This is a genomic window from Rhizobium alarense (genome assembly GCF_021555155.1).
Classification (GTDB): Bacteria; Pseudomonadota; Alphaproteobacteria; order Rhizobiales; family Rhizobiaceae; genus Rhizobium_D; species Rhizobium_D alarense.
Map to the genome: position 1 here is coordinate 52,041 of NZ_JAKGBU010000015.1, position 18,334 is coordinate 70,374.

The 18,334-nt window shown below is 64.1% G+C and carries 16 protein-coding genes; 3 read left to right on the plus strand and 13 right to left on the minus strand.

The window, feature by feature from the left end; all coding sequences use genetic code 11:
* Nucleotides 1-6: 6 nt before the first annotated feature.
* The 5 genes from LXM94_RS06940 to LXM94_RS06960 all read right to left on the minus strand — a co-directional run bounded on the left by LXM94_RS06940 (nt 7) and on the right by LXM94_RS06960 (nt 4,879).
* The gene (locus LXM94_RS06940) at nt 7-1,242 is read right to left on the minus strand and encodes an NAD(P)/FAD-dependent oxidoreductase (RefSeq protein WP_235770434.1); all 1,236 of its coding nucleotides are present in this window, start codon (nt 1,240-1,242) and stop codon (nt 7-9) included.
* A 136-nt stretch (nt 1,243-1,378) separates the two neighbouring features.
* Nucleotides 1,379-2,251 (minus strand): metal ABC transporter permease, encoded by an 873-nt coding sequence (locus LXM94_RS06945; RefSeq protein ID WP_235770435.1) that lies wholly within the window; start codon nt 2,249-2,251, stop codon nt 1,379-1,381.
* Nucleotides 2,248-3,120, minus strand: coding sequence for a metal ABC transporter permease (locus LXM94_RS06950; RefSeq protein WP_235770436.1), 873 nt, complete (start codon nt 3,118-3,120; stop codon nt 2,248-2,250). The genes LXM94_RS06945 and LXM94_RS06950 overlap by 4 nt, the downstream gene beginning before the upstream one ends.
* Complete coding sequence (locus LXM94_RS06955) at nt 3,117-3,983, minus strand: manganese/iron ABC transporter ATP-binding protein (protein ID WP_408015597.1); 867 nt, start codon at nt 3,981-3,983, stop codon at nt 3,117-3,119. The genes LXM94_RS06950 and LXM94_RS06955 overlap by 4 nt, the downstream gene beginning before the upstream one ends.
* Nucleotides 3,983-4,879, minus strand: coding sequence for a metal ABC transporter substrate-binding protein (locus tag LXM94_RS06960; protein WP_235770438.1), 897 nt, complete (start codon nt 4,877-4,879; stop codon nt 3,983-3,985). Before LXM94_RS06960 ends, LXM94_RS06955 begins: the two co-directional genes overlap by 1 nt.
* Nucleotides 4,880-5,092: 213 nt before the next feature.
* Between LXM94_RS06960 and LXM94_RS06965 the strand changes: the two genes are divergently transcribed.
* Nucleotides 5,093-5,803: a hypothetical protein gene (locus LXM94_RS06965; protein WP_235770439.1), complete on the plus strand. Its 711-nt coding sequence runs from the start codon at nt 5,093-5,095 to the stop codon at nt 5,801-5,803.
* Nucleotides 5,804-5,835: 32 nt separating this feature from the next.
* Here LXM94_RS06965 and LXM94_RS06970 read toward each other — a convergent pair whose 3' ends face one another.
* The 7 genes from LXM94_RS06970 to LXM94_RS07000 all read right to left on the minus strand — a co-directional run bounded on the left by LXM94_RS06970 (nt 5,836) and on the right by LXM94_RS07000 (nt 14,178).
* Nucleotides 5,836-6,231, minus strand: a complete 396-nt coding sequence (locus LXM94_RS06970; protein WP_235770440.1) for a VOC family protein — start codon at nt 6,229-6,231, stop codon at nt 5,836-5,838.
* Between the two features lie 114 nt (nt 6,232-6,345).
* Nucleotides 6,346-7,842, minus strand: coding sequence for a lysine--tRNA ligase (gene lysS, locus LXM94_RS06975; protein ID WP_235770441.1), 1,497 nt, complete (start codon nt 7,840-7,842; stop codon nt 6,346-6,348).
* Between the two features lie 169 nt (nt 7,843-8,011).
* On the minus strand, nt 8,012-9,481 hold the full coding sequence (gene gltX / locus LXM94_RS06980; RefSeq protein ID WP_235770442.1) for a glutamate--tRNA ligase: 1,470 nt from the start codon (nt 9,479-9,481) through the stop codon (nt 8,012-8,014).
* A gap of 175 nt (nt 9,482-9,656) precedes the next feature.
* Nucleotides 9,657-11,426, minus strand: a complete 1,770-nt coding sequence (locus tag LXM94_RS06985) for an SLC13 family permease (RefSeq protein ID WP_235770443.1) — start codon at nt 11,424-11,426, stop codon at nt 9,657-9,659.
* 308 nt (nt 11,427-11,734) lie between these two features.
* Entirely contained in the window at nt 11,735-12,490 is a 756-nt protein-coding gene (locus tag LXM94_RS06990) for a TerC family protein (protein ID WP_235770444.1), read from the minus strand.
* Between the two features lie 112 nt (nt 12,491-12,602).
* Nucleotides 12,603-13,442, minus strand: a complete 840-nt coding sequence (locus tag LXM94_RS06995) for an AraC family transcriptional regulator (protein WP_235770450.1) — start codon at nt 13,440-13,442, stop codon at nt 12,603-12,605.
* 73 nt (nt 13,443-13,515) lie between these two features.
* Nucleotides 13,516-14,178 (minus strand): TetR/AcrR family transcriptional regulator, encoded by a 663-nt coding sequence (locus tag LXM94_RS07000; RefSeq protein WP_235770445.1) that lies wholly within the window; start codon nt 14,176-14,178, stop codon nt 13,516-13,518.
* Nucleotides 14,179-14,320: 142 nt separating this feature from the next.
* On the opposite strand from LXM94_RS07000, the gene LXM94_RS07005 reads away from it, so the two are divergent.
* Complete coding sequence (locus LXM94_RS07005; protein WP_235770446.1) at nt 14,321-15,520, plus strand: HlyD family secretion protein; 1,200 nt, start codon at nt 14,321-14,323, stop codon at nt 15,518-15,520.
* Nucleotides 15,521-15,541: 21 nt separating this feature from the next.
* Nucleotides 15,542-17,134: a DHA2 family efflux MFS transporter permease subunit gene (locus LXM94_RS07010; protein ID WP_235770447.1), complete on the plus strand. Its 1,593-nt coding sequence runs from the start codon at nt 15,542-15,544 to the stop codon at nt 17,132-17,134.
* A gap of 43 nt (nt 17,135-17,177) precedes the next feature.
* Here LXM94_RS07010 and LXM94_RS07015 read toward each other — a convergent pair whose 3' ends face one another.
* Entirely contained in the window at nt 17,178-18,062 is an 885-nt protein-coding gene (locus tag LXM94_RS07015) for a PhzF family phenazine biosynthesis protein (RefSeq protein ID WP_235770448.1), read from the minus strand.
* Between the last annotated feature and the right edge of the window lie 272 nt (nt 18,063-18,334).

The window sequence follows — 18,334 nt, forward strand, 5'->3', positions numbered from 1 at the left end:
GGAGGGCTACTGGAAGCGGGCGATCGAGAAGGGCGCGAGGCCCTGATCGCCCGTCCCCGCGAGCAGGTTCGCCACATGCCGTCCGGTCGTCGCCGAGAGCGTCAGTCCCAGATGGCCGTGGCCGAAGGCGAAGGCGATGCGCGTGTCGCCCGGGTGCAGGCCGATCACCGGCAGGGAATCCGGTGTCGAGGGCCGGCGGCCCATCCACTCGGTGCCGCCGTCTTCGGGCAGGTCCGGCACGTAGCGGCGCATCTTCCTGCGCATCGCCCCGGCGCGGGCGTAGTTCGCCGCCGTTTCGGGTTTGGCGAGCTCCACTGCGCCGCCGACCCGCAACGCATTCTCGAAGGGCGTTGCGACGAAACCGTGCTCGGAAAAAAAGACGGGCATTTCGAGCGTCAGGGACGGGTTGACGAAGGTCGTGTTGTAGCCGCGTTCAGTCTCGAGATGCACGTGCAGTCCCAGCCTCTCCACCAGCGTCTTCGACCAGACCCCGGCAGTGATCACCGCCTTATCGAAGAGATGGGCATTCTGCGCGCCGGTGCGCACGGTGATCCCGTCCGTGCCCCGTTCGGCCGACGTCACGGCGGCGTCGATGAAGGTCGCCCGTTCGCGCAGCGTCGCCTGCAGCCGACGCAGCAGCGTCAGCGGATATTCAAAGGTCTGGTAGCCGTCGTTGTAGACCGCGCCGGCGAAGTTGCCCTTGAGTGCCGGAATCCGGCGGCGGGTCTCGGCGGCGTCGAGCGTCTCGACATTGCAGCCGACGAGCCGTGCATTCTCTGCCTCGTGTGTGAAGGCCTTGTCGCGTGCCGCCACCGTATCGAAGATCGTCATCGCGCCCGTGCGGCGGATATGGCCGGTGACGCCGGCGATCTCCCCCATTGCGTGGTGGTCGGCCTCCGCCGTCTTCATCAGGAACAGCAATGCCTCGCGTGAGCGCGCCACCTGCGACGGGCGCGAGGCAAGCAGGAAACGGCTGAGCCAGGGCATCAGCGCCGGAAGGTCTCCCCAGCGCACGGTCAGCGGCCCCAGAGGGTCCAGCAGCCATTTCGGTGCGGAGAGGAGCATGCCCGGTCGGGCGATCGGGTCGATCTCCGGCACGGCGAGGATGCCCGCATTGCCGACCGAGGCTGGCAAACCGCCGGCGTCCCGCTCGATCACCGTCACCTGATGGCCCTGTTCGAGCAAATGCAGGGCCGTGGCGCAGCCGATGATGCCGCCGCCAACGATTCCGATATGTGCCATGAACGTCCCGTCTTTTGCGCGGGCGATTGCTCGCCCGTCTGATTTGGCCGGACGATAGACGGAAATGAACGGGCTGTCGACCTTGGGAAAATGGTCCTTTGCCGAGCCCGGGAGCAGCCGGAAAGGTCCGGTTCCTTCAGCTTCCGGTTGAGACCGCAGGCGCCTCTTCGGCTGCAATGCCGGCCCTGCGGAGCTGGATACCCTGCCAGACGAAGGCGGCGGCGAAGACTATCGTCATCAAGACGACGATGGTCGGCGCGGGCGCGCTGTCGAGGAAGAAGCTCAAGTAGATTCCGGTGAAGGAGGTGCCGGTCGCGACCGCGACGGCCGTCGCGAGCATCGTGGTGAAACGCCGCGTGACGAGCGCCGCGATCGCGCCCGGTGCGACAAGCATCGCGACGGAAAGGATGATGCCCACCGCCTTCAGCGCACCGACAACCACAAGCGAAAGCACCGCCAGAAGCCCGTAGTGCAGGAGCTTGACCGGCAGCCCGATCGCGCAGGCATGCTGTCGGTCGAAGGCATGGACGAGCAGATCCTTGCGCAGGATCAGGATGAAGCCGGTGCTGACGAGCGCGATGATGCCGGTCTCGACGAGGTCGGCGACCGCGATGCCCAGCATGTCGCCGAAGAGGATGTGGTCGAGGTGGATATCCGGCTGGACCTTGACATAGAGAACGAGACCGAAACCGAACATGCCCGAGAAGACGATGCCGAGGACGGTATCCTCCTTCACCCGGCTGTTGTCCTTCAGGTAGCCGGCCGCGAGCGCGCAGAAGAGCCCGGCGACGAAGGCGCCGGCTGCGAAGGGCAGGCCGACGATATAGGCGACGACGACGCCCGGCAGCACGGCGTGGGAGACCGCGTCGCCCATCAGCGACCAGCCCTTGAGCACGAGATAACAGGACAGAAGAGCCATCGGCACGGCGACGAGCAGCGTCACCACGAAGGCGTTCTGCATGAAGGCGAGTTGGAACGGCAGCAGGGCCATTTCGAGAGTTTCGCTCATCGCGCGGCTCCCGTTGCTTCTTCGAGTGCCAGCCGGCCCTTGCGGCGGGCGGCAAGCAGACCGTGTTTGGGCGCAAAGGCGAAGGCGGCAAGGAAGATCGCCGTCTGCAGCACGACGATGATGCCGCCGGTCGCCCCGTCGAGGAAATAGGAGAGGTAGGCCCCGATGAAGCTCGTTGCCGCGCCGATGCCGGCGGCGAGCACGATCAGGCGCTGGAAGCGGTCCGTCAGCAGATAGGCCGTGGCACCCGGCGTCACCACCATGGCGACGACGAGGAAGGCGCCGACAGTCTGCAACGCCGCGACCGTCGAGGCGCTGAGCAGGGTGAAGAACAGGATCTTGAGCGCGGTCGGATTCAGGCCGATCGAGCGGGCATGGCTTTCGTCGAAGAAGGTGACCATGAGATCCTTCCACTTCAGCAGCAGGACCACCAGTGTCACCCCGCCGATGATGGCGAGCTGCAGCGTATCCTGCGGCGTGATCGCGAGGATATTGCCGAGCACGATCGTCTGAATGTTCACCGAAGTCGGCGACAGCGAGACCATGAAGAGGCCGATGCCGAAGAAGGAGGTGAAGATCATGCCGATGATCGCATCCTCTTTCAGCTTCGTGCGGCGGTTGAGGAAAAGCATGGCGCCGGCGGCGAGCCCGCCGGAGAGGAAGGCGCCGGCGGCAAAAGGCAGGCCCAGCATATAGGCGCCGGCGACGCCGGGCACGATCGCATGCGAGAGCGCGTCACCGATCAGCGACCAGCCCTTCAGCATCAGATAGGCCGAGAGGAAGCCGCAGACGCAGCCGACGAGCGCACTCACCCACATCGCATTGACCATGTAGGAATAGCCGAACGGCTCGATCAGGGTGTCGGTCATTCGACCTTTTCCTCCGCCCGCTCGCCATAGATGACGAAAGGCCGCTCGTCGTCGGTGATGACCTTGATCGAACGTCTGTCCTCGTCGTCATGCAGGTCGCGGCCGCCGAGGATGAAGTGTCGAAGCACCCCGCCGAAGGCCCGCTCCAGATTGGCCTCGGTGAAGGTCTCCGCCGTCAGGCCGGCGGCGATGACGGTGCCCTTGACGAGGATGGTGCGGTCGCAGAAATCGGGCACGCTGCCGAGATTGTGCGTCGAGACGAGCATCACGCGTCCCTCGTCGCGCAATGTCTTCAGGAGTGCGATGATCTGCTCCTCCGTCGTGACGTCAACACCGGTGAAGGGTTCGTCGAGCAGGATAACCTGCCCCTCCTGCGCCAGCGCTCGTGCCAGGAAGACGCGCTTGCGCTGGCCACCGGAGAGTTCGCCGATCTGCCGCTTGCGGAAGTCGCTCATGTTGACCCGCACCAGCGCTTCCTCGACCATGGCATGGTCGTGCTTCGAGGGGATGCGTAACCAGTTCATGTGGCCATAACGGCCCATCATCACCACGTCCTCGACGAGAACGGGGAAGCTCCAGTCGACCTCCTCGGCCTGCGGCACATAGGCAACGAGGTTCTTCTTCAGCGCCTCGCGCACGCTCATACCGAGGATCGTCACCGTCCCCGCGGCAACCGGCACGAAGCCCATGATCGACTTGAAGAGGGTGGACTTGCCGCTGCCGTTGACGCCGACGAGGGCCGTGATCGTTCCCTTCGGGATGGAAAAACTCGCGTGGCGGAGCGCCGTGTGACCGTTTCGATAGGTGACGGTCACGTCGCTTGCCGTAATGCCTTCGACCGGCGCTGCGCGCTTGCCCATCATCATTGCGTCAGGCCTTTCACGATGGTTTCGGATGTGGCCCTGAGCAGGTCGAGATAGCTTGGGACCGGGCCGTCGGCTTCGCTGAGCGAGTCCACGTAGAGCACGCCGCCATAGGCTGCCCCCGTTTCGGCGGCGACCTGCTTGGCCGGGTCGGCGGAAACCGTGCTTTCGCTGAACACCACGTGGATATTGTATTCGCGCACGGCGTCGATGACGGCTTTCACCTGTTTCGGCGTGCCTTGCTGGTCGGCATTGATCGGCCAGAGATAGAGTTCCTTCAGGCCGAAGTCGCGGGCGAGATAGCTGAAGGCGCCCTCGCTCGTCACCAGCCAGCGCCGGTCCTCGGGCAACCGGCCGATTTCCGCCTTCATCTCGGCGGCGAGCGCGGTGATCTTTTCCGAGTAGGCCTTGGCGTTCGCATCATAGGTGGCTGCGTTGTCAGGATCGATCGAGACCAGGGCCTTGCGGATGTTCTCGACATAGATCAGCGCGTTGTCGGGCGACATCCAGGCGTGCGGATTCGGCTTGCCCGTATAGGGGCCTTCGGCAATTCCCATCGGCTCGATGCCGTCGCTCACCGTCACGTTGGGCACATCGCCCAGATTGGCGAGGAATTTCTGGAACCATAGTTCGAGGTTCAGCCCGTTCCACAGCACGAGCCTGGCGTCCTGCGCCTTCAGAATGTCGCGCGGCGTCGGCTGGTAGTTGTGGATCTCGGCGCCGGGCTTGGTGATCGATTCCACCTCGGCCGCGTCGCCGGCGACGTTGCGCGCGATGTCGGCGATGACCGTGAAGGTCGTGACGACCTTCGGCTTCGCCTGGGCGTGCGCCGTCGCGAAAGAGACGGTTGCGAGACCGGCTGCGACAATCAGCGATTTGAGCAGGTGAAACGACATTCTGGCCTCTTTGATAATGATTTTGCGAACGATTTGCAATTAGATAGAGCCGCGCCGTCGTGAAGTCAACGCTATTGCAAATCATTTGCAATAATACGGTTTGTGCAGCGCCTTAAGGCTTTTGAAACGCCGGAGGACTAGCTTGGCGCCGAAATGCGTTCGCTCCGGCGGCGCCATTGGTCGAACGCCCGAAGGTTGAGAGTAGGCGCCACGGTGAAATTCGTTCCCGCAAAGCTGCGTCTGTCGCGAAAGGTTCTCGTGCTCGTCGCGGGCGTCCTCGTGCTGTCCGGCGCTTCGGGGGCCGCTGCGGTCTTCGTCGGCCGGGATGCCATCCTGGGCCCGCCGGCGGAGAAGGTGACGGGTGTTTCCTGCACGGTCGTCAACACGGTGCGCCTTGAGCGCGACGGCCAGCACTGGGTCCGCCGCTACGTGCGTGCGCATGCGCTGGACGGCGATGTCCGGGTCAAGACGGCGCTGCGCGTCGCAGGCGCTTTTGCCAACAAGGAGGAGGCAGACCTCTACCAGGTCGTCCTGCTCGACGACGCGGGGCCCGCCCATCGCGCCGACATGCGCGGCCGCGCCATCGGCGCCGAGGTGCTGTTCGCCCGCAATCCGGCCGTCATCCCCGGCATGACCGCGCCGTTCGTCGCCCGCTATGTCGACGGTGCGCCCTCCGCGAACGGTGAATTCTACGGTGAGAAGCACGAGCTCTCGCTCGACGAGATCAAGGAAATCGTCACCGCCATGAGCCAGCCGGAGGACTGCAGCGATCCGGGGTCGGAGGGGGGAGAAGACGGCCACGGCGCGCCCAGCGAGGTCGCGTCTGCTGATCATGGATCCGGCGGGCATGGCGATGAGACACCCGCCGCGGACCATGGCGGAGAGGAAGAGCGTGGCGAAGGCGCGCACGACGAGGGCCATTGAGGCTTGCTCTCCGGCCGCTTCATAGCCCGGTTTCAGGCCTCGTCGGCGTAGCAGACGGCCTGCAGCTTGTTGCCGTCCGGGTCGCGCACATAGGCGGCATAGTAGTTCGGGCCGTAGTGCGGCCGCGGTCCCGGGGCGCCTTCGTCGGCACCGGCGTTTGCCAATGCGCGCTCGTGGAATTCGTGAACCTGCTGCCGCGTATCGGCGATGAAGGCGACATGCGTGCCGTTGCCCCAGGTGGCTGGTCTGCCGTCGGCGGGGCTGTAGATGTAGATGGTCGGCATCCGGCCATCGCGCTCATAGGCAAGCGGCTTTTCCGCCGGTTTCGGCAGTCGTGCAAAGCCGATCGCCCCGAGCACGGCATCGTAAAACCGCGCCGAGCGCGCCTTGTCATTGGTCCCTAAGGTGATGTGGCTGATGATGGACAACGCTTTTCCCCTCGTTGCGGGCCTGGAGAATAAATAGGCAGGCCCTGCTGACAGCATTATGTCAGCAGGCCCTGAACGTCAGCCGCATCGTGGGTGCGGCGAATGCCCCGCGCCTCAGTCCGCCTTGGCGCGGCGGGCCGGGAAGAGGATGACGTCGCGGATCGACGGGGCGTCGGTCAAGAGCATGATCAGACGGTCGACACCGATGCCCAAACCACCGGCCGGCGGCATGCCCTGGTCGATCGCATCGAGGAATTCCTCGTCGAGCTGCTTTTCCTTCTCGCCGCGCGCATGCGCCTGCTCGAGCTGCTCGACCATGCGGGCGCGCTGTTCTTCGGGGTCGTTCAGCTCCGAAAAGGCGTTGCCGAGTTCCCAGGTGTTGCAATAGGTCTCGAAACGCTCGACGAGGCGCGGCTCGCCCGGCACTTCCTTGGCGAAGGGCGAGATGTCCTTCGGGAAATGCGTGACATGGGCCGGCTGGATCAGCGTCGGCTCGACCTTCTCTTCGAAGAGGAAGGCGAGGCATTCGCCCCAGGTCCAGTCTTTCTCGACTTCGAAGCCGGCAGCCTTGGCGGCGGCACGGGCCTCCTCATCGGTCTTGATCGAAAGGAAGTCGATGCCGGTCGCTTCCTTAACGGCGTCCGGCATTGGCACGCGGCGGAACGGCCTCTTGAAGGAGATTTCCTTGTCGCCGTAGGCGAACTCGGTCGAGCCGTGGATCTTCGTTGCGAGTTCCGCGAAGAGCCGTTCCACGAGGTCCATGATGTCCTCGTAGTCCGCATAGGCCCAGTAGCACTCCATCATGGTGAATTCGGGATTGTGCCGGGTGGAGACGCCTTCGTTGCGGAAGTTGCGGTTTATCTCGAAGACCTTGTCGGTCAGCGCCGAGACCAGCGTGCGCTTCAAGTAAAGCTCCGGCGCGATGCGGAGATACATATCGAGCTTCAGCGTGTTGTGATGCGTCTTGAAGGGCTCGGCCGTGGCACCCCCATAGACGGAATGCAGCATCGGCGTCTCGATTTCCATGAAACCGTCGTTTTCCATGAAACGACGGATGCCCGAGACAATCTTCGAGCGCTGCTGGAAGCGCAGCTTCGATTCCTCGTTGGTCATGATGTCGAGGTGGCGCTTGCGGTAGCGGATTTCGACGTCGGAGACACCATGCCACTTCTCCGGCATCGGCAGCAGCGTCTTCGTCAGCATGGTGATCTCATGCGCGTTGATCGTCAACTCGCCGCGCTTGGTGCGCCGGACCATGCCGGTGACGCCGATGATGTCGCCGATGTCGATCATCGGCAGGAGCTTGCGCGCCTCGTCCGGCGTGGTGTCCTTGTGGCTGAAGATCTGCACCTTGCCGGAGGCGTCATGGATGTCCATGAACATACCGGAGTTGCGCGAGGAATAGACGCGGCCGGCAACAGTGACGATATCGCCCGACTCGGTGTCCGGCTCCAGACCCTCGTATTTCGCGGCCAGTTCCGCGTTCGTCATCGTCCGGTGGAAATGCGCCGGATAAACGTCGCCGATCTCGGCGCGCAGTTGCGCGAGCTTCTGGCGGCGGACTTCCGTCGGGTCGGAGGAAAGGGCGGTTTCGGTCTTCGTGTCGGTCATCGTCTTCTGCCTCTTTGGGCCGGATCATTGTTCTTGTCGGTGCGGCTTGCTCCCGGCGACCCTCCCCCTTGTGGGGAGGGCCGGAGCGAAGCGGAGGGGAGGGGTCTTTCCGCCAGGGAATGAAGTCCCTTCCCCAACCCCTCCCCACAAGGGGGAGAGGCTCGCCATTTCATTTCCCGCTGCCGATCATCGACGCCACCACCTGTGCCGCGACCTTCAGGCGCTGGCGCACGACGGAGCGGCCGAGGATCGCCATCGAATCGAACAGCGGCAGCGAGCGCGACGAGCCGGAGACGGCGACGAAGAGCGGTGCGACGACCACTTTCAGCTTCTTGCCCATGCGGTCGGCGATGGCGCGCAGTTCCGCCTCGATGCTCTCGACGTTCCACTCGAAGATTTTTTCGAGATCCGGCTGCACCGTGTTGAGGATCTCGAGGATCTCCTCGGGGCTTGATTTCACTTTGGCAAAGGCCTCGGGAGTCAGGCCGAGGTCTGACTTCAGCAGGAAGCCGGCCAGCTCCGGCAGGTCGCCGAGCTTGGTGATGCGCGACTGCGAGAGTTTCAGACCCTGATTGATACGATCGTTCTCCATCGCCCATGCGAGGACACGAGCGGCGAATTCTTCCTCCGAAAGCTGCTCGCGCAGCCAGCGGCCGTTCAGCCAGTCGAGCTTCTGGATGTCGAAGATCGCGCCGGCCTTGGAGAGGTTGTCCGGATCGAACTTCTCTGCCAGCTCCGCCACCGTCATCAGTTCCTCGCCTTCGGCGATCTGGATGAAGAATAGGCCGAGGAAGTTCATCAGCGCTTCCGGCAGGTAGCCGAGTGCCGAATAGTAGGAGATCGAGGTCGGGTTCTTGCGCTTCGACAGCTTCGACTTGTCGGCGTTCCGCATCAGCGACAGATGCATGAAGACCGGCGGCTCGAGGCCGAGATACTGGTAGATGAGGATGTGCTTCGGAACCGAGGCGAGCCATTCCTCGCCGCGCGCCACATGGGTGATCTTCATCAGGTGGTCGTCGACAACATTCGCCATGTGGTAGGTCGGCATGCCGTCGGCCTTGAGAAGCACCTGCATGTCGACGGAATCCCACGGGATTTCCACCGCGCCATAGACGCCGTCGATGAACTTGCAGGAGCCTTCGGTCGGGATCTTCATGCGCACGACATGCGGCTCGCCGGCCTCGACGCGCTTCGTCACTTCCTCGGCGGAAAGATGCAGGCAGAGCCCGTCATATTTCGGCTGCTTGCCGGCGGCGCGCTGCGCCTCGCGCATCTGCTCCAGCCGCTCCGGCGTGCAGAAGCAGCGAAAGCCGTGGCCGTTTGCCTCGATCTTGCGCACGTAGTCGAGATAGATGTGCTTGCGGTCGGACTGGCGATAGGGACCGTAGGGGCCGCCGACATCCGGGCCTTCCGACCACTCAAGCCCGCACCATTTCAGTGCGTCGAGCACCTTCTGCTCGAATTCCGGCGTCGAGCGGGTCGCATCGGTGTCTTCGATCCTGAGGATGAATTCGCCGCCGTGCTTCTTCGCGAAGAGATAATTGAAGAGCGCGATATAGGCGGTGCCGACATGCGGCTCGCCGGTGGGGGAGGGTGCGATACGCACGCGAATGCCGGAGGTCGTCCCGGAAGTGCTCATGGTTTTGGCCCGTCTCGACATATTCTGGAGCCTGCCGGAGGTGTTCCGGCCCGGACTCGTCTTGCTTTATGGGAAGGAAGGCCCGGATATTCGCCCCGAAAACCCGGGAGAAGACGGACTTTTCCGTTTGGGCTGCGTGAGACCACATTCGTTCCGGCGCGTCAAGGCGTGGCGCCTAGCCGACGGGCCAGATGACGAGCAGCGCCGGCACACTGATGACGACGATAAGGAAGGACAGCGGCAGGCCGAGGCGGGGATAGTCGCTGAAACGATAGCCGCCGGGTCCCATGACCAGCGTGTTGCACTGGTGGCCGATGGGGGTGAGGAAGTCGCAGCCCGCGCCGATGGCGACGGCCATGAGGAAGGCCTCGGGCTTGTAGCCGAGCGTCGTGGCGAAGCTTGCCGCAATCGGCGCCATGACGAGCACGGTTGCCGCGTTGTTGAGGAAGGGCGTCACCGCCATCGCCGTGACGAGGATCAACGCCAGCGCGCCATAGGCCGGCATGGCCGAGGCCGCCGTGCCGAGCCAGCCGGCGATCAGTTCGCTCGCTCCCGTTGCGCGCAGGCTGTCGCTGACCGGAATCAGAGCCGCGAGCATCACGAGGATCGGCCCGTCGATCGTCCGGTAGGCATCGTTCAGCGGAATCACCTTGAAGACGAGCATTCCAACGGCGGCCGCAAAGAAGCCGGTCGCCACCGGCACGGCAGCCGTCGCCGTCGCCGCCATGGCGAGGATCAGGATGATAAGGGGGATCAGCGCCTTGCGCGGCGTGCCGAGCAGGATCTCGCGCTGCGCCAGCGGCAAGAGCCCCAGTTCCATCATCGACTGGGTCAGGCTCTTCGAGCCGCCCTGGATTACGAGCACATCGCCCGGGCGCAAGTTCACTTCGCTCAGCTTCTCGGTGATGCGCTGTCCCTGTCGTCCGACGGCGAGAAGATTGATGCCCCAGGTGTGGAACAGCGCCAGCCGGCGTGCCGACAGGCCGATCAGCCGGGAATCGTTCGAGATCACCACTTCGACGGCATTGATCTCCTCCCCGTCGCGGGGCTGGGCGATCGGCTTGCCGGAGAGCTTGAGGTCGTTGGCCGAGACGACCTGGTCCATCGCGCCCGGCGTGCCCTCGAGAAGGATCGTGTCGCCTTCGCGGATCGTGACATCGGGGAGCGGCGCCATGCGCTTGTCGCCACGGATAACCGCTGTCGCCACCAGGTCCCCCTCACCGGGCTTCATTACCTCGTTCAGGCTCTTACCGATGGCCTTCGATTTTTCACCGACCGAGACGTCGGAGGAGTAGGCGGCTGATTCCAGAGCCTCCTCGATTGACGGGTTCTGATTGACGCGAACCGGCACCAGCCAGTTGAAGAAGATCAGGAAGATCACGCCGACGATCGTCAGGATCGCGCCCATCGGCGTGAAATCGAACATGGTGAAGGTGACGCCGGTCAACTCCTCGCGCAGGCGTGACACGACGATGTTGGGCGAGGTGCCGATCTGCGTCATCAGCCCGCCGAGGAGTGCCGAGAAGGCCATCGGCATGAGGTAGCGCGAGACCGGCACGCCGGCCCGTTTTGCGAACTGGAAGGCGAGCGGCATCATGATCGCGAGCGCGCCGATGTTCTTGATGAAGGCCGAGAGCGCAGCGACCGTGATCATCAAGAGGGCGAGTTGTGCCTGGAAGCCGGACAGGGTGGGAAAGAACCGCTGCAGCGCCAGGCTGACGACACCGGAGCGCGCCACGCCCGCGCTCACCACCAGCGCGCTGCCGACGATGATGACGATGTCGTCGGAAAAGCCGACGAAAGCCTTTTCAAAGGGAACGACACCGAGGGCGATCGCGACGAGCAGCGAGCAGCAGGCGACGATGTCGTAGCGGAACCGGTCCCAGACGAAGGCCGCCATCATGCCGGCGATCACCAGGAACGCGAGGATCTGTTCCGTCGTCATGCACACTTCGCCTCGCCGTTGCGACCCGCTTCGATGCCATTTCATCTAGCGGCGGCGCGACAAAAAGACAGTACGGCCCGGAAGGTTCCTCGGCATCCCGATGGAACCCGATGCCGGCTCGCGCATTTCGAAGGTCAGAAGACGTGGCCGTGCCAAGCGGACATGACGGAGATGGAGAACACGGGAATTTTGCCGCTTTCTTCCCGCGGCCAACGAAACGGCAGACGAGCTCCTTAACCCGTCCGACCCGCCTTCGCGTCAGTCCGAAAGGCCGGCGCGTTCCCTCCGCGCCGGCCTTTCGTCCGTGTCTAGTGCGCGGTCGAGCCGGTCTTGGTCTTCCGCCTGGCGCGGCGCGACAGCATGTTCAGCAGCTCGACGAGGGCCGAGAAGGCCATGGCGGCGTAGATGTAGCCCTTGGGCACGTGGAAGCCCATGCCTTCGGCAATCAGCGTCGTGCCGATCATCAGCAGGAATCCAAGCGCCAGCATGACGATGGTCGGGTTCTTTTCGATGAAGTTGGCGAGCGGCGTTGCCGCAAGCAGCATGACCGTCACCGCGACCAGGACGGCGACCACCATGATGGGCAGGTGCGGCGTCATGCCGACGGCGGTGATGATGCTGTCGATCGAGAAGACGAGGTCGAGCAGCAGGATCTGGCCGATGGCGGACGTGAAGGTGGTCGTCACTGAACTCGCGATGAAATCCTCATCATGGTCTTCCGGATCGACGCTGTGATGGATTTCCTTCGTGGCTTTCCAGACGAGGAACAGGCCGCCGGCGATCAGGATCAGGTCCTTCCAGGAGAAGCCGTGGCCGAAGGCCTCGAAGATCGGCGTTGTGAGCTGCACGATCCACGCGACGGTGCCGAGCAGCGCGAGCCGCATGACGAGGGCCAGTCCAATGCCGACGCGCCGCGCCGAAACGCGGTGTTCCGGCGGCAGTTTGTTGGTGAGGATCGAGATGAAGATCAGATTGTCGATGCCGAGAACGACCTCCATGACGATCAGCGTGACGAGCGCGACCCAGGCGGCCGGATCCTGCACGAGGGCAACTATGCTGTCCATCCGGTCTTCCTCTCCATAAGCGCGGTTGAGAATAGCCTCCCGTATTTATGGAGATTTCGACGGCTGGCAAGCGGTCGTGCGTCCGGATCGTCGCTTTTCGCCGCCGCGTCTCTCAATCGGCGAGCGGCAGCCAGATTTCGACTCTGCCGAGGCCACTGTGCGGATCGAAGTCCTCGCCATACATTTCGAGCACGTCCGGAAAGGCGCCGATCTTGCGGCCGGAGACCGGAAGCCAGGTGCGGAAGGCCGCGTCGACGGTCGCCGGTATGCCATTGACGTGACCCGCATGCGGGAACATCGCCCATGCCTGGACCGGGATGCGGACGCTCTCGAAACCCGGTGGCAGGTCGTCTGTGCTGGCGACCTTGACGGCGGCCAGGTAGCGGAAGCCGTTCTCCAATCCGGGCCGAATGAAGCAGAGGCCGAAAGCCGAACGGCCGATCTGGCCGGGGATATGGCCGAAATGCGTGTTGAATTTCTGCCAGAGCGCCGGAATACCGGCGCTCTGGCCATAGGTGATATCGGCGCCGAGGCCCGCAACGGTAAAGGCGTCGAGGGTTTCGAAGCGTGGTTTTGGAAGGTCTGTCTTGGGGATCGCGGTCATGCGGATGGGCTCCTGGAGGGTGAGGCCGGTCAGATCGCGCCGGCGACGTACCGTCTCAGGCGTCATGCCGAACTGGTCGCGGAAGGCGCGGGTGAATGCCTCATGGGAGCCGTAGCCGGCATCGAGCGCCACGCCCAGGATATCTTCCGCACCGCCGGCGAGTTGCCTGGCGGCTTCGGACAGGCGCCGCGCCCGCAGGTAGGCGGTGAGCGTCTGCCCGGTCATCTCGCCGAAACGGCGCGAGAGATGATAGCGGGACATGCCCGCTACACGCGCAATCTCGTCGAGCGAGATCACGCTGCCGTAGTGGCTTTCGATGAACCAGATAGCCTTGGCGACGGGATGCATGGCGTGTCGGCTCTCCATGGACAGCCATCTTATGACGCCGATCGCACGCGGTCACTTGATCGCGGTTGCGCGATTAGATCCCGGCCGTTCCGTAGGCGGCGAGGAACATGCGAATCGCGGAGGCGACGTTGCGTTCGATCTCGGCGCGTGCCGGCACAAGCGCCATCGCCCCGAAGAGGCGCGGCTTGAAAAGGCCGACGGTCGTCAGCTCGATGAACTGCTTGGCGGCATGCGCCGTGTCGTCGCAGGCGATCGTTCCGTCCGCCACCTTGGCGTCGAGATAGTGCTGCAGCACCGAGACCGGATTGATCGGCGTGGCGCTGAAGAAGCGGCTGCAGAGATTCGGCATGCGCGGGCTCGCCGCGATCACCATGCGCATCGCGCCGATCGTGTAGTCGGACGTAACGTGCGTGGCGAACAGCAGGCCGAATTCCCTCAACGTCTCGGCGAGGGGTAGATCGCTGTCGAGCACGTGGCGCACGGTCTCGGTGATCCGCCGGCGCTCCCGCTCGATGAGATCGCCGAAGAGTTCCTCTTTGCTCTCGAAATAGACGTAGATCGTACCTTTCGAGACGCCAGCGGCCCGCGTGATGTCATTCATGCTCGCAGCCTCGAAGCCCTGCTCCATGAATATCTTCTTGGCGCCGTCGAGGATCTGCTCGCGCTTGGCGGGGTCCTCTCCGGCCGCCCGACGTCCGCCCGGAGGGTTCGCCAATTTTTCCTGTGTCGTCTCCATCATCCGTTCCATTTGCGCTGCAGCGCGAAATAATTCGAACCGATCAGTTCGATTTCACTTGATATGCGTGAGAAATGGTTCTATGTCAAATCGAACCGAACGGTTCAGTTCGATTGTATTCAATATGAACGATGGTGCATGCATGTCCGCTTCCCAGGGCGCAGGTGCGGCGAAGGTCCGCGCGGTCGACGAGGATTTCAAGCCTGAAACGGCCGAGGCACGGCCGACGGAGCCGGAGGCTATCGCTGCAGCGCCGATCTCGGGGTCCGCGGGGCAGAAGAAGGGCGTGCGCCGCTTCGTGCTGCCGGTGATCGTCACGGCGCTGCTTGCCGGCGGCGCCTGGTATGGCTACGAATGGTGGACGAACGGCCGCTTCATGATCTCGACCGACGACGCCTATATCGAAGGCGACATTGCCGCCATCTCTCCGAAGGTTTCCGGTTACGTCGCGGTCGTCAACGTCGTGGCAAATCAGCAAGTGAAGGCGGGCGATCCGCTGGTGACGCTCGACAACGGCGACTATCGCCTTGCCAAGGAGCAGGCCGAGGCCCAGATCGCGACGCAGAAGCTTTCCCTCGACCGTCTCGATGCCCAGATCGAGGGTGCCAGGGCGAGCCTAGCCCAGTCCGAGGCGCAGAAGGTTGCCATGCAGGCCGCGGTCCGCGGCGCCGAGGTCGCGGAAAAGCGCGCCAAAGACCTGAATGCCAAGGAAGTCGGCACCGCCGCCTCGCTCGACAGCGCCCGGGTGGCGCTCGACCAGGCGAACGCCAACCTCGTCGGCGCCGACGCGAACATCGTTGCCGCGAAAGCAAACATCGCGGTGCTCGAAGCGCAGCGCCGGGAGGCTGAAAGCACCGTCCGCTCCCTGGAGCTCTCCCGTGACAAAGCGGCGCGCGACCTCGGCTTCACCGTTCTCAAGGCACCCTATGACGGCGTGATCGGCAATGTGTCCGTCCAAGTCGGCGACCTCGTCTCCGCCGGTCAGCGGCTCGCCGCACTCGTTCCGGTGCGCGACCTCTATGTCGAGGCGAATTTCAAGGAAACGCAGATTGCGAACCTCATGCCGGGCTCGAAGGTTCACCTGCATGTCGACGCCTACGAGGAGGACGACATTGTCGGCACCGTCGCGTCGATCGCTCCGGCTTCAGGCTCCGTCTTCTCGCTGTTGCCGGCGGAGAACGCCACCGGCAACTTTACCAAGGTGACCCAGCGCGTGCCGGTGCGCATCGCGATACCGCAGGAAGCGCTCGACAGCGGCAAGCTGCGCGCCGGCCTGAGCGTGGTCGTCGACGTCGACAGCCGCACCGCGCCGGACGGTACCGCGGTCGCCCAGGCCCAATAATAGGATCGAAGGAGCGCGGACATGGCCGCGACCGCTCAAGCAACCGCCGGTGCCGTGCCGCCGGCGCAGGCGCAGACCGACAAGGTCCCCGTCCGGCGCGTCATCGCCTTCTTCGCGATGGTCTTCGGCATGTTCATGTCGATCCTCGACATCCAGATCGTCTCTGCCTCGCTTTCAGAAATCCAGGCGGGTCTCGGCGCCGGTGCGGACGAGATCGCCTGGGTGCAGACCTCCTATCTGATCGCCGAAGTCATCATGATCCCGCTGTCAGGCACGCTTGCACGCATTGTCTCGACGCGCGTGCTCTTCGCCGTCTCCGCCGCGGGCTTCACCATGGCGAGCGCACTCGCGGCGACGGCGACCAACATCGATCAGATGATCGTCTACCGCGCGATCCAGGGCTTCATCGGCGGCGGCATGATCCCGTCGGTCTTTGCCGCCGCGTTCACCATCTTCCCGCCGTCGAAGCGCAGTGTCGTTTCGCCGATGATCGGTCTCGTCGCGACGCTGGCGCCAACCATCGGCCCGACGGTCGGCGGCTATCTCAGCCATGCCTTCTCCTGGCATTGGCTGTTTCTCGTCAACATCATTCCGGGCATCATCGTCACGGTCGTCACCTGGAACTTCATCGATTTCGACAAGCCGGAGTTCTCCCTCATCAAGCGCTTCGACTGGTGGGGTCTCTTGTCCATGGCGGTCTTCCTCGGCTCGCTCGAATATGTGCTGGAGGAGGGCAACAACAAGGACTGGTTCAGCGACGGGCACATTGTCTACGGCTCGATCGCCGTGGCCGTCGGCGCCGTCATCTTCTTCTGGCGCGCCTTCAAGGTACCGTTCCCGGTGGTGGACCTGAAGGCCTTCGCCAACCGCAACTTCGCCTTCGGCTCGCTGTTCTCCTTCGTCATGGGCATCGGTCTTTACGGCCTCACCTATCTCTACCCGCTCTATCTCAGCCGCATCCGGGATTACGATTCGCTGATGATCGGCGAGACCATGTTCGTCTCGGGACTTGCCATGTTCTGCACGGCACCGATCGCCGGCGCGCTTTCCTCCCGTCTCGATCCGCGCGTCATGATGATGATGGGCTTCGGCGGATTTGCGCTCGGCACCTGGTGGATGACGCAGATGACCGCCGACTGGGATTTCTGGGAGCTCCTCGTGCCGCAGATCCTGCGCGGGTGCTCGCTGATGATCTGCATGGTGCCGATCAACAATGTCGCGCTCGGAACGCTGCCGCCGGACCGCATCCGCAACGCGTCCGGCCTCTACAACCTGACGCGCAACCTCGGAGGCGCCGTTGGGCTCGCCATCATCAACACGCTCATTACGCAGCGGTCGGAGGAGCACTATGCACGCCTCTCCGAACACGTGCAGTGGGGCAATCCGGAGGCCGTCGAGCGCATGAACAGCATCGCGGCGAGCTACAGCGCGCACGGTCTCGACGGTGCGACGATCGCGATCAAGCAGATGGCCGGCATCGTGCAGCAACAGGCCTTCGTCATGTCCTTCATCGACGTCTTCCTGCTGTTGACGGGACTTTTCTCCGCCCTGGTCGTCTGCGTCTTTGCGATCAGCCGGCCGCAGTCCGGCGTCGGCGGTGGCGGCGGACATTGACATCCGTCGCCAGCCGACGCGGGCCTTTCCGCGTATTCATTCCCTAAACGGCCAAGGTGCCACGCATGACGGAGACGCAGGAGCCGCCTATCCGCACGGCGCCCTGGCCATCGATCTCCACGCTGATCAGGCTCGGTCGGCCCATGTCCATTCCCTGGGCAATCCGGAATGCGCGTGGCGTGCCGCCTTCGAGGGAGGCGATCAGGGCGCATGTCGCGCCGGTGGCGCTGCCGGTCGCCGGATCCTCCGGCAGGCCGTCGAACGGCGCGAACATGCGCGCGGTGAAATCGACCGCTCCGTCCCGGTCCGCCACCTCACGGCAATAGAGATAGATCGCATCGGCACCATCCACCGGCAGGATTTCGGCAAAGGCCGCCTCGTTTGCCTTTGCCCGCGCCAGTGCCTCGCGCGCGGCGATTTGTACAACGAGGAAGGGCAGTCCCACGGATGCGACGCAGGGGGCATGGACCTGCGACGTGATGTCCGCTGCCGACAGGGACAGGCAGCCGGCGACGTCGGCAGGCGTAAATACCCGCCCCGTCGAGAGCGCCTCCGGTGCAGTGAGCTGGATCTGGTCGACGCGGCCATTCGTGCGCGCGATGCGCGCCCGCACCAGACCGGCCGTTTCCTCGAAGACAAACTCCTCAACCGGATTCGCCTCGTCAGCAGTCGCCAGCACATAGGCTGTGCCGACATTCGGATGGCCGGCGAACGGCACCTCGACGCTCGGCGTGAAGATGCGCACATGCGCCGTGTTCCCGGCATCGCGCGGGCGCAGGACGAAGGCCGTCTCGGAATAGTGAAACTCGCGGGCGATCGCCTGCATCTGTTCGCCCGTAAGGCCGTCGGCGTCCAGAACGACCGCGAGCGGATTGCCGCCAAATCGGGTCCGGGTGAAGACATCGACCGTATGGAAAGGCAGGCGCATTCTCGGGGCTCCATTGGCGGTTCCGGTCATAACAATCCCGGCCGGGCGGTTCAATCTCGATATCCACCAGCGGCGTCATGCCGCCGTGGGCAGAGAATGTCCGCCCGTCCTTCACGCGCAGCGCCTGTACGGCCGCCCGGCCATGCGACAGAATGGAACGACAAGAATCGGCAACGGGAGACCAGCATGCATGTCCGGCCGCGGCGCCGCCATTTTCTGACAGGGGCAGCCGGTCTCGGCCTGTCACTGGCCTTGCCCCGCCTTTCGGACCC

Coding starts and splice junctions, on each gene's coding strand:
- LXM94_RS06985 (WP_235770443.1), bottom strand. CDS start 11,426: ATGACGACGGAACAGATCCTCGCGTTCCTGGTGATCGCCGGCATGATG.
- LXM94_RS06950 (WP_235770436.1), bottom strand. CDS start 3,120: ATGACCGACACCCTGATCGAGCCGTTCGGCTATTCCTACATGGTCAAT.
- LXM94_RS06945 (WP_235770435.1), bottom strand. CDS start 2,251: ATGAGCGAAACTCTCGAAATGGCCCTGCTGCCGTTCCAACTCGCCTTC.
- LXM94_RS06995 (WP_235770450.1), bottom strand. CDS start 13,442: ATGCATCCCGTCGCCAAGGCTATCTGGTTCATCGAAAGCCACTACGGC.
- LXM94_RS07005 (WP_235770446.1), top strand. CDS start 14,321: ATGTCCGCTTCCCAGGGCGCAGGTGCGGCGAAGGTCCGCGCGGTCGAC.
- LXM94_RS06960 (WP_235770438.1), bottom strand. CDS start 4,879: ATGTCGTTTCACCTGCTCAAATCGCTGATTGTCGCAGCCGGTCTCGCA.
- LXM94_RS07000 (WP_235770445.1), bottom strand. CDS start 14,178: ATGGAGACGACACAGGAAAAATTGGCGAACCCTCCGGGCGGACGTCGG.
- LXM94_RS07015 (WP_235770448.1), bottom strand. CDS start 18,062: ATGCGCCTGCCTTTCCATACGGTCGATGTCTTCACCCGGACCCGATTT.
- LXM94_RS06940 (WP_235770434.1), bottom strand. CDS start 1,242: ATGGCACATATCGGAATCGTTGGCGGCGGCATCATCGGCTGCGCCACG.
- LXM94_RS07010 (WP_235770447.1), top strand. CDS start 15,542: ATGGCCGCGACCGCTCAAGCAACCGCCGGTGCCGTGCCGCCGGCGCAG.
- lysS (WP_235770441.1), bottom strand. CDS start 7,842: ATGACCGACACGAAGACCGAAACCGCCCTTTCCTCCGACCCGACGGAA.
- gltX (WP_235770442.1), bottom strand. CDS start 9,481: ATGAGCACTTCCGGGACGACCTCCGGCATTCGCGTGCGTATCGCACCC.
- LXM94_RS06990 (WP_235770444.1), bottom strand. CDS start 12,490: ATGGACAGCATAGTTGCCCTCGTGCAGGATCCGGCCGCCTGGGTCGCG.
- LXM94_RS06955 (WP_408015597.1), bottom strand. CDS start 3,983: ATGATGGGCAAGCGCGCAGCGCCGGTCGAAGGCATTACGGCAAGCGAC.